This is a genomic window from Nitrospiria bacterium, assembly GCA_035498035.1.
GTDB lineage: Bacteria > Nitrospirota > Nitrospiria > JACQBZ01 > JACQBZ01 > JACQBZ01.
In genome coordinates, this window is record DATKAN010000043.1 from 66,216 (window position 1) to 80,705 (window position 14,490).

Below are 14,490 nucleotides of genomic sequence, written 5' to 3' on the forward strand. Positions count from 1 at the left end.
ATTCGCGTCGCCCCTCCCGCTCGCTATTCTCGCCGGGTCGCCTCTTCGATTTACGGATTCAAATAACGGGTTCTTCCCCTCCAGAGGAGAAAAAGAAAGAAGGGTCCGCCACACAGCGCCGTGATCACCCCGACCGGGATCTCGGTCGGCGAGATCAGTGATCGGGCGATCGTATCGGCCGCCATCAAGAAAATCCCCCCGCCCAAAACCGAGGCCGGGAGCAGCAGCCGATGATCCGGACCGATCAGCATCCGCAGAACGTGCGGAATCATGATCCCGACGAAACTGATTAGCCCGCTGACCGACACCACCGCCCCGATCAGCAAGGCGGAGGCGAAAAAGGCGATCCGCTTGGTCCGCTCTGCATCCAGACCGAGCGTGACGGCCGTCTCATCCCCAAGGGCGAGCAGGTTTAACCCTCTCGCCGATTTGAAGAGCACGGCCGTCCCGACCGCCGCATACAAAGCCACCCCCGACAAGGCCCTATAATCAAGAGAGCCCAGATTTCCCATCAACCAGTAAACGATGCCCATCACCTTGTTGGCATCCACCATATAGGTGATGAACATGATCACGGCCGAGAGCATCGAGTTGAGGATAACCCCTCCAAGCAAAAGCGTCTGGACAAAAATCCGGCCGTGGACCCGAGACAGACTATAGAGAAAAAACAACGTGAACAAACCGCCCATAAAGCCAAGCAGCGGCGAAGCGGTCATTCCCCAGAAGGAAACATCGACATCCAACAAAAGAAAACAAACGACGCCCAGGGCGGTCCCGCTCGATATACCGATCACAAACGGATCGGCCAGCGGGTTTCGAAGCAGCGCCTGAAGGGCGACCCCCACCATCGACAGCATCCCGCCCACCAGTCCGGCGAGCAAAACGCGAGGCAGGCGCACATCCAGAAGAATGATTTCCTTGCCGGGGTCCGCGGCATACCCGGACCCGTCCGAGAATCGCGAACCGAAAATCCGGACGGCCTCCGACAGCGTGATCGGCTCCGTGCCGTGAAGAAGACAGATTATGACCGTGATGATCCACATCAGCGACAGAAGCGATAACACGGTTATCCATCGTTTGAAAGTGAGCACGTCATCTCCCCGGCGTAAAATCGACGGGAGGGTGGAGCAAACGAACCAGTTCTTCCAGACCGTCCATGACCCTCGGCCCCGGTCGGTTCAAAAGGTCCCGATCGACCTTGTAGATTTTCCCGTCCCGCACGGCGGACAGAGAAGACCAACGGCTCCAGTCCCGCTTCTCCTGATCGGAAAGGGAGCGATCCGCGTCCATGGCCAGAACAATCACCTGCGGGTCCTGTTGAATGACGTATTCCATCGACAGCATGGGATAGGCCTTGTCTAACCCCCCGGCGATGTTGATTCCACCCGCTTCATGAATCAGGTCCGCGAGGTAACTCCTCTTTCCGACCGAGATCAGGGGTTCCTTATCCACCACATAAAGAAGACGGACCGGCGGAAACGGTTCCACGGCCTGTCGAATCCGATTCAGCCGTTCACGAAGTTGTCGCACTTTTTCAACGGCGGTCTCCTTGGCCCCGGCGATCCTTCCGAAAACAAGAATGGTCCCGAAGATCTTTTCCAACGAAGAGGGGTCGACGGCGAAGTACGGGATCTGAAAACGCTCAAACCGGGTCAAGTTATCTTCCTGATACAATCCCGCGACGCCGACCACCAGATCCGCACGTAAGGCCAGGATGCTTTCGATATTGGCATTCAATCCGCCCACCCGCGTTTTAGACAAGGCTTCCGGCGGATAGTTGCAGTAATCGGTGACGCCGACGACCCGGTCGCCGAGACCGAGCGCGAAGAGGATCTCGGTCAGCCCGGGCGCCAGAGAAACGATCCTCTCCGGAGGTTTCAGGAACCGAACCGAGCGACCGAGATCATCCGTCAAGGTGAGCGGCTCGGCGTTTGCGGACATGGGGGTGAGGAGTACGGCGTGAGAAGTGACGAGAAAAAGAGGAGCAATAAATAGAATGGGCGAACGGCTCAAAAAGCTCCAGATGCCCCCTCCGGGGACTTCCACATTTCGTATTACTGGAAGGGGGCCGCGAGGCCGCAGGGACCGAGGAGCCCGGAGCGTAAGGCAATAGGTACGTGAGGACACCGAGGGACGGAGAACAAAGCAGATGGACTTTTTCAGCAGTTTGCAAGAGGGCATAAAAAATCCCCAAAGGCAAAACACCCAGCCCTTGAGGATTGCACCCTGCTTCTTCACCCTAAGGTGAGCCGATCCGCCTTCTTCAATCGAAACGGAATAGGCCGCGCATTCAGGCAGGTCTTCTGGCTTGTGGATCGTCCTCCACCCGCGTCTTCCCGTCGTCCGACAGTGACTTTATTGCGGGCTTCGTCCCCACTCACAGCGGCGGGACCGCCCCCGATTCTAACGGGGTTCCCTTGGCCTGAATGTGTTATGTGGGCTTATCTATACCAGACCATGAAACGGTTTGTCAACTCTATAGTAATCCCCGCCGCCGCAGATATTCCCGGTCGATTTTTTGGGGGGCGCCTTCCGGTCCGGGTTCCAGAAGAAGGCGCTCCAAATATTTCCCGATCAAATCGCACTCCAGATTGACCCCGCTCCCGACCCCTTTCAGGCCGAGAGATGTCGCCTTTGCGGTGTGGGGGATGATCGCCACCTGAATATCCTTGTCGGTCACATGATTGATGGTCAGGCTGACTCCGTCCACGGCGATCGATCCCTTCTTCACGCAGTACCGCGACAGCTCTTTTGGGATTTCGATCGTGAGGAAAAGCGCCTCGTCCTCCTGGCGGCGGTCCCTGATCCGGCCTATGCCGTCGATATGTCCGCTGACCAGGTGGCCGCCCAATCGGCTGTTCACCCGCACGGCCCGCTCGAGATTTACGGCATCGCCCACTTTCAAGGAACCCAGATTCGTGACGGTCAGGGTCTCGGACGACACGTCCGCGGTGAAATCTCCGCCCGTTCTCCCTATCACGGTAAGACAGACCCCGTTCACCGTGATGCTGTCCCCCAAGGCCAATTCCTCCAAGACGGTCTTGGCCAGAACGGTCAAGCGTCCGGATTTCTTATCGCGGTGAAATCCTTGGACGACACCCATCTCTTCGATGATTCCCGTGAACATAAAAACATCATACCAGAGGCCGTTTCAGACTGTCAAAACCGGATGAACCCGAAATGGGCATTCGATTGGAGGAGAGCGGGGATGAGACGGGGCGGAACGTCCTACTTGATGATTCCAATTTTATTTTTACCCGTACGCTTCGCATGATAAAGGGCGTCGTCCACCGCTTTGAGAATTTTGAGAATGTCTTTTTCTCCTTTCGTACTGCTGGCCACACCGAGACTGATCGTCAACTTCCCTCCGGGCTGCTTCTCCCGATCCGCAAACGGGTAGTATTCCACCGCGGTTCTTAATCCCTCGGCAATTTTGACGGCCGCGTCAAAGTTGGTTTCGGGAAGAATCACCATAAATTCCTCTCCGCCGATCCGGCAGACGAAGTCCACGCTCCGGACGTGCTTTTTGAAAATGACCGCCAAACTTCTCAACAGATCGTCGCCTTTCAAGTGACCCTGGGTGTCATTGTAGGTCTTAAAATCATCAACATCGATAAGAATGAGGGAGAGCGGATGGCCGAACCTTTCGTTACGTTTGATCTCTTCCCTCAACTTCTCCATAAAGAAGCGGCGGTTGTACAGGCCGGTCAACGAATCCGTAATCGCCAGTTGATGGGTCAACTCGATCTTATTATCGAGCTCCTTCTTCATGCCGGAGATGGCCTCCACCATCTGGTTGAATTCACCGGCCAGACTCTCTATTTCGTCGTTGGTCTTTATCGTCAATCGATAATCCAGATTGCCCTGACCGACGGTCTTCGCGCCCCGATGGAGATCCAGGATCGGCCAAATCACAAACCGGGTGAGGTAAAAAGAGAGCAGGGCGAAGAAAATAACAGTCGCTCCCACGATTCCGGAAAAGACCCACGTGACATTCTGGCTTTTGGATTGCGCCTCATGGACCATCCGGATCATTTCTTTTTCGGAAAGGACTCGAAATTCGTCGGCCTTCTTGATCATGTCTCCGGAGAAAATAGTGGCCTCGTGGAGCAGCTTGGCTCCCTTGGGATTCCCGACGGGCCGATCGATAAACAGAATCGTGACCAGCATTTCACTCAAGCGGAGGACGTCATGGTTGAGGTCTGTGGCCAACGCTTCCCACCGCTGATCCCCATGGTAGCCCTGGAGGTCTTTGGTGATCTGGAAGATCTCGTTGCTCAGCTGGTCGAACCGGTCCCGTTCATCGACATTCCCCGTGATCAGGTAGTTGTTGGCCGGATCCAGGAACATATGAAGACGAAGTTGCAGACGATCCGACAACTCGAACTTATGGGCCTCCTCCTGAACCGCACCGGTCGTTATGTTAATTTCCCGCACCTCCAGCAATACGATCCCCAGGGCCATGAAAAAAATAAGGCTGAGGCCGAGAAAGGAGCCGAGGACCTTTGTTCGAATGCCGAATTTCATTCTTGATCGTCCTGCATGATATATATAATCTGAAATTCTTCGTTGTCTCGGAGATATTTTTTCGGCAGATACCCGATTCCCCACGGGTCTTCTTGAACGGCGTTCAGAATTTGCGCGGGATCTCCCTTGACCAAGGGGGGCTTTAATCCATCCTGGAATAATTTCTTGACCCAATACAATTTATAGTCCTTGGAGGACATTCCGATGACATTGGACAGAAAGACATCTTTCACCGGTCCCTCCGGATATTGGATCGGGCGGACGGGCATTCCGCCCACAAAACGAATTTCCCCAAGATAAATCCCACGGATTTCGGTTTTGGAAAGACGGCTCAAGGGACTGTCCTTGTTTACGACCACCGCAATCTGTTCCGCATAGGCGGTCAAAGCACTGCACAGCAGGCCACCGAGGATCAACAGGCTCAATATTAGGCCCCGGATTTTCACAACGATGGGATCGTTTTTTAAAAACTGAATGCCCACTGCGCCTCCCACACATGAAAAGTCTCGCTCCCGACTTTTCGATCCAGCCGATATTGAAGCTTCAGGGCGCTCCTTAATTCGTCTATATCGTATCGCACACCCCCGATCATTTGATGACGAGAGGTATTATTCACAAGCTCCATAAAATAGGGATCGGTCGGATCGACTTTCAAATTTTCGAAACGCGCGTACGGCGTGATGTCGCGGGCGACTTTATATCCCACCTGAATGTAGTAGGCATCGGCTTGATGGCCCGGGTTCAACATCCGATAATACTCTGAAATAAATTCCACCTTGTCATAAATATAGGAAAGATCGCCCCCGAAGATTTTCTCATTAATGTCTCCATTAAAATCGGTACCGACCTTGTCCGAAGTTCCAAATACTCCGAGAGTCAACCCCGGCAGTCGGAAGGGCTCAATTGACAGGCGCAATGCGACCTGTTTCGAATTATTGTTATCTGCGGTCACATTCGGCACCAGCGTATGGGTGGTTGAATCGATCCGATGACCGTTTCCGATATCCAACATATACATCCATCGATATTCCGGACGGTGTTGAGATCCGGAAAATTCAACTCCAACGGTATGAACGGGGAGGACCCCTCCGTCGTCTTCAAATGCCAAGAAAAACGGACGGTCAACCGTAAGAAATAGCAGCTTTCCATGGTGATAGGTGTTATTCCAGTAACCCAAGGCCGTATGCTCCCGACCAGCCCTAATGGTCAGAAGATCGTTAATCGTATACCCGACCCATAGTCTTTCCATTTCAACATCGCCCTCGCCGGCCTCCTGATCGAAGTCAATGTCAAATTCGGCCAGAAAGGTCAGGCGCGGCCCGATATTGACCGTGCTGTACAAATCCAACGGACCCAGGGAAAAGGACGGGTGGTTGGCCGTCCGGTCTTTTGTAAAAAAATTAACGTCGCCATACGCCCCGAGATTGATCCCGAATTTCGGGCGTGTGTTCTCCATGGAAGCCTTGTCTTCTAGAGCCTGTATTCGTTGGCGTAGTTGGTTTATTTCCTCCTGTTTCCGATCGCCGTTGGAGGATTGCCTTTGGGTGTTGATTTGGGGCTGGCTTTGGTCTTCAGCCTTGGAGGGGGTTCCATGGAAAATCCCAAGAATGACCAAACCAATCAGAAATGATTTATTTCTAATGAGATTGAGTATCTTATCCAAACGGTTATTATTCACCCCGGTTCCTCCGTCATGATACTGTTGATGAAAAACCAGTTTAACCCATTGATCCCATTAAAATAAGTATAGCAGATGAACAAAAATGGCCTGGGTGGAAGGAAATGACTTCCTGAGTGCCTTCAAGAACCGTAACCTATGGTAAGTATTGAATGCGGGACCTGGACCCTGTTAAAATCCAGGCGTGGAGGGGGTCCCATGATCTATGATACGATCATCATAGGTACCGGTCCGGCCGGCTCCGCAGCAGCGTTTGAATTGGCCCGCAGGGGCTGCCGCGTGCTCGCCCTGGAGAAGAAGCGCCATCCCCGCTACAAGGTCTGCGGCGGGGGACTTTCTGTACGGCTCGATAATCTGCTCGGCCGACATTACCATACCGTCATAGAGAAGACCGTCACGCGGATGACAATCACCTGCGGCGGCGCAGCGTCCTTTGAAGTTTCATTTGATGCGCCGCTGGCGTATATGAGCATGCGGAGCCGACTCGACGCCCATTTAATCCGACAGGCACAGACAGCGGGATGCGACCTTCGCGAGGACGAAGCGGCCACCGGATTCGAGACCTTGAGAAATTCGGTGGTGGTTAGAACCCCGCTCGGAGAATACGAAGCCCTTACCGTCATCGGAGCGGATGGAGCGCCCAGCCGGGTGGCGAAGACGCTTTTCCCGATGAATGCCCTTCCTTTCGGCATCGCGCTGGAAGGCGAAGCGGCCGCGTCGGCCGGTGGGTCCTGGTCCGATGACGGATTGCTCATCGATGTCGGCATCATCCGGGGAGGGTATGCCTGGATCTTTCCCAAGTCGGAGCATCTTTCAAGCGGCGTGGCCACTTTCCGTCGGGAACGGCAGGATCTCCGTCTTCTTTACGGTCAATGGGTGCAGGGCCAACCCAGGCTTCCATCTCCGGACCGGCAGCAGATCGTCGGCCACCTCATCCCGCGCTTCTCTCCCAAAGCCGGATCCTTGGCGGGAAACCGCGCCCTCCTGATCGGCGACGCGGCCGGTCTGGTGGACCCGTTGCTGGGAGAGGGAATCTATTATGGGGTCTGGAGCGGCCGCTTGGCGGCCGATGCGGTCGCAGGCTTCTTGAAGGGAAAGACGCCGCTGGCCCGCTATGAAGAGAGGGTCCGAAACGAAATCCATCCCGAACTCCGGGTCGCTTCCAGAATTGCCGGGGTCGTTTATCGTTTGCCCCGTTTCTTTTTCAATTTAACGGCCCGGCATCCCGAATGGCTGAAAGGGTACGGAAAGGTTCTCCAGGGCCGATTGACCTATCAAGATCTTTGGAGACGAGGGCTGGATCCAAGACGCTGGTTCCCCGTCGCATAATCCGGCCGGGTCGTTTTTTTACCTTTCGGAGGGGAGGAGTCGTGAAGAGAAACGTCGGGGGTCTTGATCGTCTTTTCCGGCTGGCCGTCGGTTTCGCATCGGCCGCGTTTTCCTTCGCGACCGAAGACACGGCGCTCCGCCTGCTCTTGGGACTCGTCGCCGTTCTCGGAATCGGGACAAGCCTGCTTGGCTACTGCCCGGTCAACCATTTGTTTGGGATGAACACGGCCGCCAACAAGAGGAAGTAGTTGCTCGCGGGTTTGGCGTGTCAGAGCGGGGATAGACATTTTGGCCCGGCGCGCAACCACAGGTCCATTAATTAATCCTCCCGGACCGTCGCGGCAAACAACGCGGTCACCGACAAGAGAATAACACCGATCCCCCCGAATGCGCCGGTATAACCGGAGAGTCCGATCAAGAAGCCGGTTAGAATTGGTCCGCCGGCATGGCCGATGTCCATGATCGTTCCAAAAACGCCCATCGCGGAGCCCAGAGACTTCTCCTTGCAAAGATCGGCCACCAGCGCCGAAGTGGACGATCCGATTACGGCTTCTCCAAGACCGAAAATCAACGACAGAAAGAGAAGGCCGACGAGACCCGCGGTCCAGGGAAGGGAGATCATGACCGCCGCACAGAGGATCTGGCCCGTCAGGATGAGCGGCCGCCGGCCGATGCGATCCGACAGGCGACCCATCATCGGCCTGGCCAGGATGGAAGCAATTCCCATTGTGCCGAACAACAGTCCAACCTCTCCTGCGTTAAGTCCGACTTTGATCCCATATAATGGGAGAAAGGCCATCAGGGCCCCGGAGGCCGTCATCAGAATCCCCTCCATCGCACTGGTCACCAACACCCGACGCTCCCGCCCCACCTCCCGGAGTCCTTGGAGGAGAGCGGCAAAGGATTCATGCCCCCCCGACGTTTTGGAACGATCCTCCGGCAACTTGAGCATTAAAAACAGGACAATTAGAATCAGGCCGATCACGGCGCAAACCGCGAAAACTTGCTGGAATCCAAACCAGACCACGAGATATCCCCCCATCATTCGGCCCGACAGCCTTCCGGCTTGGGTGAAGGAGGAATACCAGCTCAATGCCTCGCCCCTCGCCTCCCGAAACAAATCCACGACGACGGCCATCGCCACCGGTGCGAAGAGCGCCGTGGCCAGGCCATGAAAGGCCCGCAGCAGAATGAGCGGCCAGACCTGCATAACGCCAAAATAGAAATACGGGGCCAGCACAAAAACCGATAACCCGATGAAGAGCAGCCGACGGCGGCCGATGAGATCCGACAAGGTCCCGGCCGGCAGCTTCAGCAGGATGCCGGTTAAGGTCGAGGCGCCCACGATCAACCCGATCCCTTCCGGACGAGCCCCGAGCCCCTCCGCAAAGAGCGGAAGCAGAGGCGATCGGATCAGATCGTAACTCACAAAGGCGAGGAAACCGATGAGGCAGAGCAGTCGAAAAGAAGGGAAGGCGGCATTCGGTATCATGGCGGGTCGGTCTTCAGAATCGGATATCGAGTAAGCCGACGGAGGCGATCACCTCGTGGGATGTCGGGCCCCGTGGCGTCGATGTCACCATCGGCGTCGGAAGTCGGAAGACCAGCCGATGATCGTCGAGCTCAACCAGCGAGCGGTTGATCGTCACGAGTCCGTAGGCGACGCCGATGAATACGCCGATGGCGGCGCCGTAACTGAGATAGTTGAGATGATCGCCGGGATCGTCTTTGAAAGCCAGGGCCGCACCGCCCACCAGGGCACCGGCCAGTCCGCCGTACAGCCCGTTTTTGAAGACCGTCTCAAAACTGTTATCCTCCGCAACAGCCCGACCGGGACCCATCCAGCCCGCCAGACACACGAAAAGCAAAGTCGGGATTAACTTTCGCATCACACCCTCCTTGTTGAATTTGACGCGGCGATCCGCGACCGCCTTATGGATATTGAATGCTACGGTTTGAGAAATTCGCGAATCCCCTCTTCAAAATCCTGCAGTTCCAGGCCGAAATCATGAACGGCATCGGACGGATCACAAACGTTATCCTCCTGAATCATGATCAACTGCTCTCTCGTAATGGGCGGATTGGGCAACAGCCATTCCGAGATCAGCGCGCCGGGCTTGACCAAGGGCACGGGAATATGAACGGAGGCCTTTTTTTTATCGAGAACTCGGGCGATGATTTGATAGATCTGATTATAGGTCAGGCGGCGAGGACCCCCGAGCTCGTAGATCTTTCGATAGCTCAGCGGATTCCCGACGGCCAGCGCAAAACAGGAGGCCACATTTCGGACGCTGACCGGCTGAATCCGGGACTCTCCCCGACCGATGACCGGGACGACGGGAGCGGACAGGATGACGCGGGCGAGGAGGTTGATAAATTGATCTCCGGGTCCGAAAATCGCCGACGGTCGAAAAATCGTCCAGTCGAGGCCGCTCTGGGTCACCGCTTGCTCGGCCCGATACTTGGTTTGATGGTAACGGGCCGGGGCGTTCGGACGGCTGCCCAACGCGCTCATATGAATGTACCGACGGATCCCGGCCTCCGCCGTCGCCGCGAGAAGATCCTCCGTCCCTTGAACATGAATCCGTTCGAAGGTCGATCGCCCCTTCTCGAGGATGATCCCCACGAGATGGACCACGGCCTGGCATTCTTTCAGACCGGCCTTCACGGTGCTCGGATCGGTGAGATCCCCCGGATGGAGTTCGATCGCCGGCGGAAGACATCGCTTCGCCCGCTCGGCATCCCGGACGAGACAGCGGACCTTGTGTCCGACCCCGTGAAGCTGGCGGACGACCTCCCGCCCGACGAAGCCCGTGCCGCCGGTCACGAAGATCCTCATAGATACCCCTCCAGCATGAAATCATCGCCGACCCGTTTCAACGCAAGATCACGGATCGGAATGCCTTCGCCCGGTTCACCGCCCACCGTTCCGTCAATAACGGGCACGGCATCCGCCCGACCGATGATCTTGGGAGCGACGAACCATACAAGCTTGTCCACGATGCCGGACCGAAAGACCGAAGCGTTCAACTCGCCGCCTCCTTCGACCAAAACGCTGGCGACCCCCATGTCGCCGAGCCGGCTCATCAGGTCCGGGAGGCTGACCCGGCCGGCATGATCCTTGATGACCCAGACCGTCGCCCCGGCTTGCTCGAGGGCCCGTATCTTGCCGGGATGCGCGCGACGCGTCGTCGCGATGATCGTCTTGGCCCTGGATTTCTGCGTCAATAGACGAGCCGTGTGAGGAATCTTCAATGTGCTGTCGACAACGACCCGATGCGCGTCCCGGCCTTTCATGGTTGAAAGTCGTGTGGTCAGCCGGGGATCATCCGTCAACACGGTCTGGATCCCAAGCAGGATGGCGTCCGAGCGGTCCCGGAGGCGATGGGCCTCCAGTCTAGCCTGCTCACCCGTAATCCAAGTTGTCGAGCCTCTTGAGGTTGATATTTTCCCATCAAGACTCATCGCGGTCTTTGAGATCACGAACGGCCTGCCGGTCGTCACGTACTTGACATAGACCTCGTTGAGCCGGAGCGCTTCCCGCTTAAAAACCTCTTGGGAAACTTCGACACCGGAACGACGAAGAAGTGCGATTCCCTTCCCGTTCACGCGCGGATTGGGATCCCGCATCGCCACCACGATGCGTCGGATCCGGCTCTTGATAATGAGGGGGGCGCACGGCGGGGTGCGTTTGTCGAGATGACAACAGGGCTCGAGGTTAAGGTAAAGCGTGGCGCCTTTGGCCCGGCGGCCGGCCCTTTTCAAGGCCACGGCCTCGGCGTGGGGTCCGCCCGCCCGACGGTGATACCCTTCGGCGATGATCCGGCCGGATTTGACCACGACGGCACCGACCATCGGATTCGGGCTCGTCCGGCCCCGTCCCCTTTCGGCCAGCTCCAACGCCCGCCGGATGTAGACTTCGTCCGTAGTATCGGAATTTTTTGACATGGCCTGACCATGTTATAAGGGAAGGGACTTAAAGAGTCAAGAAACTTAAATCCTGGCCCGTTGAATGCTCACCCGGGGAACATGAACGATATCCACCATGGGGTGGAAGAAACGAAACGTCGGTCATTTGGCGGGATTGAGTCGTGTTAATTTCAGATGTCCTTCTCACCCTTCCGTTTCTTATTGTTCAAGACCGCATGCGCGGCCGCGAGGCGCGCGATCGGGACGCGGTAGGGCGAGCAGCTCACGTAGTCCAGGCCGATCCGATGGCAGAACTCGATCGAGGCCGGATCTCCCCCGTGCTCGCCGCAGATCCCGAGCTTGATGTCCTTCCGTGTGTTTCTTCCGTCCCAGGTCGCCCGCCGCATCAAATAGCCGACGCCCTCTTGGTCCAGAGTGGCGAAGGGATCGAACTCGATGATGTTGGCGGGCGACTCCGTAATGACAAATCCGCAGGTACGACAGGTGTTCGTTTTTTTGTCCACGTCGGAGCCGTGGCAGTTCGGGCAGAGATCGGCCGTCGTCATATAAAACTGGATGAACTTGGCCGCGTCGTCCCGGGAAAAACCATAGGTCGTCTGGGTCATGTCGTTCGTCCCGAACGAGAAGAACTCGGCCTCCTTCGCAATCTCACCGGCCGTCACGGCCGCGCGGGGAAGCTCGATCATCGTGCCGACGAGGTATTTGAGCCGTACGCCGTATTGCTTGATGACCTCCTCCGCGGTTTTCCGAACCAGGTCCTTTTGCGCCTTCATTTCGGTCAGCATCCCGACCAGCGGGACCATAATCTCCGGCACGATCTTTTTCCCCTCGCGCGCGATCTCGCAGGCCGCCTCCATGATCGCGCGGACCTGCATCCGGGTGATCTCGGGCATCGTAATTCCCAACCGGCATCCCCGCAGGCCCAGCATGGGATTAAACTCGTGCAGCTCCTCGACCCGCGCGAGGAGTCTCCGCTTCTCCTCCAGCAACCCGGCTTGAGGTTCCGGCATAACCTGATCCCCGTTCGATGTCTCCAGCCGGGCGATCTCGACCATCAATTCCTCGCGCTTGGGGAGAAATTCATGCAGCGGAGGATCCAGCAGCCGGATGGTAACGGGATAACCCTGCATCTCGCGATACAGGCCGAGAAAGTCTGTTTTTTGAAGCGGAAGGAGCTTGTTCAGATATTGTTCCCGTTCCTCGCGGGTCCGGGAAAGGATCATTTTCTGCATGATCGGGATGCGGTCCTCGGCAAAAAACATGTGCTCCGTACGGCACAGTCCGATACCCTCCGCGCCGAAACCTCTTGCGATAGCGGCCTGGTCCGGGATATCGGCATTGGCCCGAATGCGGAGCCGCCGGACCCTGTCGGCCCAGCTCAGAATCGTGGCGAAGTACCGGAACTTCTGTGACTGTTGCGACTTCATCTTCCCCTGAATGACCTGGATCACTTCGGAGGACACGACGGGCAAATCCTGCGCATAGACCTGGCCGGTGAAACCGTTGATCGAGAGATAGTCCCCTTCTTTCAGTGCGACCGGGCCGATCTTGACCATTCGCTGTGGCTCTTTGACCTCGACCGCTTCACAACCCGCCACGCAGACTTTTCCCATCTGCCGCGCCACGACGGCCGCATGGGAAGTCATGCCGCCTTTGGCCGTGAGAAATCCCATCGCCGCATCCATCCCTTGAATGTCGTCGGGGCTGGTCTCGCGCCGGACCAGGATCACGCGCTCCCCGTTCGCGCGCATTTCCACCGCCTTGTCCGGGGTCAGGGCAATCTTCCCGGCCGCCGCACCGGGTCCTGCCGGCAATCCCTTGCCGACCGAACGGGCGGCCGATTCGGCTTTGGAATCAAAGATCGGATAAAGATACTGGGCGATCTGGTCCGGCGAGACGCGAAGAATGGCCTCTTCCTTCGTGATTCGCTTCTCCTTGACCATATCCACCGCGATCTTGACGGCCGCCAACCCGGTGCGTTTACCGACGCGGGTCTGGAGCATATAGAGCTTTCCTTCCTGGATGGTGAACTCCAGGTCCAGCATGTCCCGGTAATGGCGCTCCAATTTCTTGAAAACGTCCAACAGCTCGCGATAGGCGGTTGGAACCGTTTGGGCCAGGCCTTCGATGGGCAACGGCGTCCGGATCCCGGCCACGACATCCTCCCCCTGTGCGTTCATCAGGCATTCCCCGAAAAACCGCCGTTCACCGTTTGAAGGATCTCGCGTAAACGCTACGCCCGTTCCGCTGGTGTCCCCCATGTTCCCAAAGACCATCGCGACGATATTGACCGCAGTGCCCCAGCTGTCCGGGATCCCCTGAAGTCGGCGGTAGGTCACCGCGCGGGCCCCGAACCATGAATTAAAAACGGCATTGATCGCCATCTTGAGTTGCTCGAAAGGGTCTTCCGGAAATTCGCGGCCGGTCTCCTGCTTCACCAGTTTCTTGTACTGGGCCACAAGGAATTTCATTTCCTCCTCGCCCAGGTCGGTGTCCAGCTTGGCCCCCCTGCGCTTCTTGACCTCGTCTAAAAGGTGCTCGAACCGATCGCGCTTCAGTTCCATGACAATGCTTCCGAACATCGTTATAAAACGGCGATAGGCATCGTAGGCAAAGCGTTCGTTCCCGGTTTTCCGGATAATTCCCTTGAGGGTCTGCTCGTTTATTCCCAGGTTGAGCACCGTGTCCATCATCCCCGGCATCGATGCCTTGGCCCCCGACCGGACCGAAACCAGCAACGGCCGCTCGGAATCGCCCAAGGTCATGCCCATCGCCCGTTCGACACTTTTTAAATGGTGCAGGGCCTCCTCCCACATTCCTCTGGGGAAGCGCTTTCCATTGTTAAAATACTCAACGCAGGCCTCGGTGGTGATCGTGAAACCGGCCGGCACCGGGATTTTCAATCGGGTCATCTCGGCCAGGCCGGCGCCTTTTCCTCCGAGAAGGTCTTTCATATCGCCGCGCCCCTCGGCCTTGCCGCCCCCGAAATAATAGACATATTTTTTCTGTTTCACAGACGCCTCCGA

At 56.9% G+C, this 14,490-nt stretch carries 13 protein-coding genes and 1 riboswitch; of the genes, 2 read left to right on the top strand and 11 right to left on the bottom strand.

All coding sequences use genetic code 11. The annotated features are described in order from the left end of the window. Positions 1–50: 50 nt before the first annotated feature. The 6 genes from VMN77_09075 to VMN77_09100 all read right to left on the bottom strand — a co-directional run bounded on the left by VMN77_09075 (position 51) and on the right by VMN77_09100 (position 5,983). On the bottom strand, positions 51–1,091 hold the full coding sequence (locus tag VMN77_09075; protein ID HTN43931.1) for an iron ABC transporter permease: 1,041 nt from the start codon (positions 1,089–1,091) through the stop codon (positions 51–53). A gap of 1 nt (position 1,092) precedes the next feature. Then, positions 1,093–2,013: a cobalamin-binding protein gene (locus VMN77_09080; GenBank protein ID HTN43932.1), complete on the bottom strand. Its 921-nt coding sequence runs from the start codon at positions 2,011–2,013 to the stop codon at positions 1,093–1,095. A gap of 262 nt (positions 2,014–2,275) precedes the next feature. After that, positions 2,276–2,470, bottom strand: a riboswitch (cobalamin riboswitch). A gap of 6 nt (positions 2,471–2,476) precedes the next feature. Next, a complete protein-coding gene (locus tag VMN77_09085) occupies positions 2,477–3,127 on the bottom strand; it encodes a riboflavin synthase (protein ID HTN43933.1) in 651 nt (216 codons plus the stop codon). Between the two features lie 101 nt (positions 3,128–3,228). After that, a complete protein-coding gene (locus VMN77_09090; GenBank protein HTN43934.1) occupies positions 3,229–4,527 on the bottom strand; it encodes a diguanylate cyclase in 1,299 nt (432 codons plus the stop codon). Further along, on the bottom strand, positions 4,524–5,009 hold the full coding sequence (locus tag VMN77_09095; protein ID HTN43935.1) for a hypothetical protein: 486 nt from the start codon (positions 5,007–5,009) through the stop codon (positions 4,524–4,526). The genes VMN77_09090 and VMN77_09095 overlap by 4 nt, the downstream gene beginning before the upstream one ends. Continuing rightward, positions 4,991–5,983 (bottom strand): hypothetical protein, encoded by a 993-nt coding sequence (locus VMN77_09100; GenBank protein ID HTN43936.1) that lies wholly within the window; start codon positions 5,981–5,983, stop codon positions 4,991–4,993. The genes VMN77_09095 and VMN77_09100 overlap by 19 nt, the downstream gene beginning before the upstream one ends. Positions 5,984–6,403: 420 nt before the next feature. Here VMN77_09100 and VMN77_09105 point away from each other — a divergent pair, with 420 nt between their 5' ends. Together VMN77_09105 and VMN77_09110 are read left to right on the top strand one after the other, a co-directional pair. Then, complete coding sequence (locus tag VMN77_09105) at positions 6,404–7,534, top strand: geranylgeranyl reductase family protein (protein HTN43937.1); 1,131 nt, start codon at positions 6,404–6,406, stop codon at positions 7,532–7,534. 41 nt (positions 7,535–7,575) lie between these two features. After that, entirely contained in the window at positions 7,576–7,782 is a 207-nt protein-coding gene (locus VMN77_09110) for a DUF2892 domain-containing protein (GenBank protein HTN43938.1), read from the top strand. Positions 7,783–7,853: 71 nt separating this feature from the next. Here VMN77_09110 and VMN77_09115 read toward each other — a convergent pair whose 3' ends face one another. The 5 genes from VMN77_09115 to ppdK form a co-directional block, all read right to left on the bottom strand. After that, positions 7,854–9,026, bottom strand: a complete 1,173-nt coding sequence (locus VMN77_09115) for an MFS transporter (GenBank protein ID HTN43939.1) — start codon at positions 9,024–9,026, stop codon at positions 7,854–7,856. A 13-nt stretch (positions 9,027–9,039) separates the two neighbouring features. Continuing rightward, positions 9,040–9,423 (bottom strand): hypothetical protein, encoded by a 384-nt coding sequence (locus tag VMN77_09120; protein HTN43940.1) that lies wholly within the window; start codon positions 9,421–9,423, stop codon positions 9,040–9,042. A 59-nt stretch (positions 9,424–9,482) separates the two neighbouring features. Continuing rightward, positions 9,483–10,373 carry a complex I NDUFA9 subunit family protein gene (locus VMN77_09125; GenBank protein HTN43941.1) on the bottom strand — a complete coding sequence of 297 codons (891 nt, stop codon included), beginning with the start codon at positions 10,371–10,373 and terminating at the stop codon, positions 9,483–9,485. After that, positions 10,370–11,482 (bottom strand): bifunctional diaminohydroxyphosphoribosylaminopyrimidine deaminase/5-amino-6-(5-phosphoribosylamino)uracil reductase RibD, encoded by a 1,113-nt coding sequence (gene ribD / locus VMN77_09130; GenBank protein ID HTN43942.1) that lies wholly within the window; start codon positions 11,480–11,482, stop codon positions 10,370–10,372. The genes VMN77_09125 and ribD overlap by 4 nt, the downstream gene beginning before the upstream one ends. A gap of 152 nt (positions 11,483–11,634) precedes the next feature. Then, on the bottom strand, positions 11,635–14,478 hold the full coding sequence (gene ppdK / locus VMN77_09135) for a pyruvate, phosphate dikinase (GenBank protein ID HTN43943.1): 2,844 nt from the start codon (positions 14,476–14,478) through the stop codon (positions 11,635–11,637). Positions 14,479–14,490: the final 12 nt, after the last annotated feature.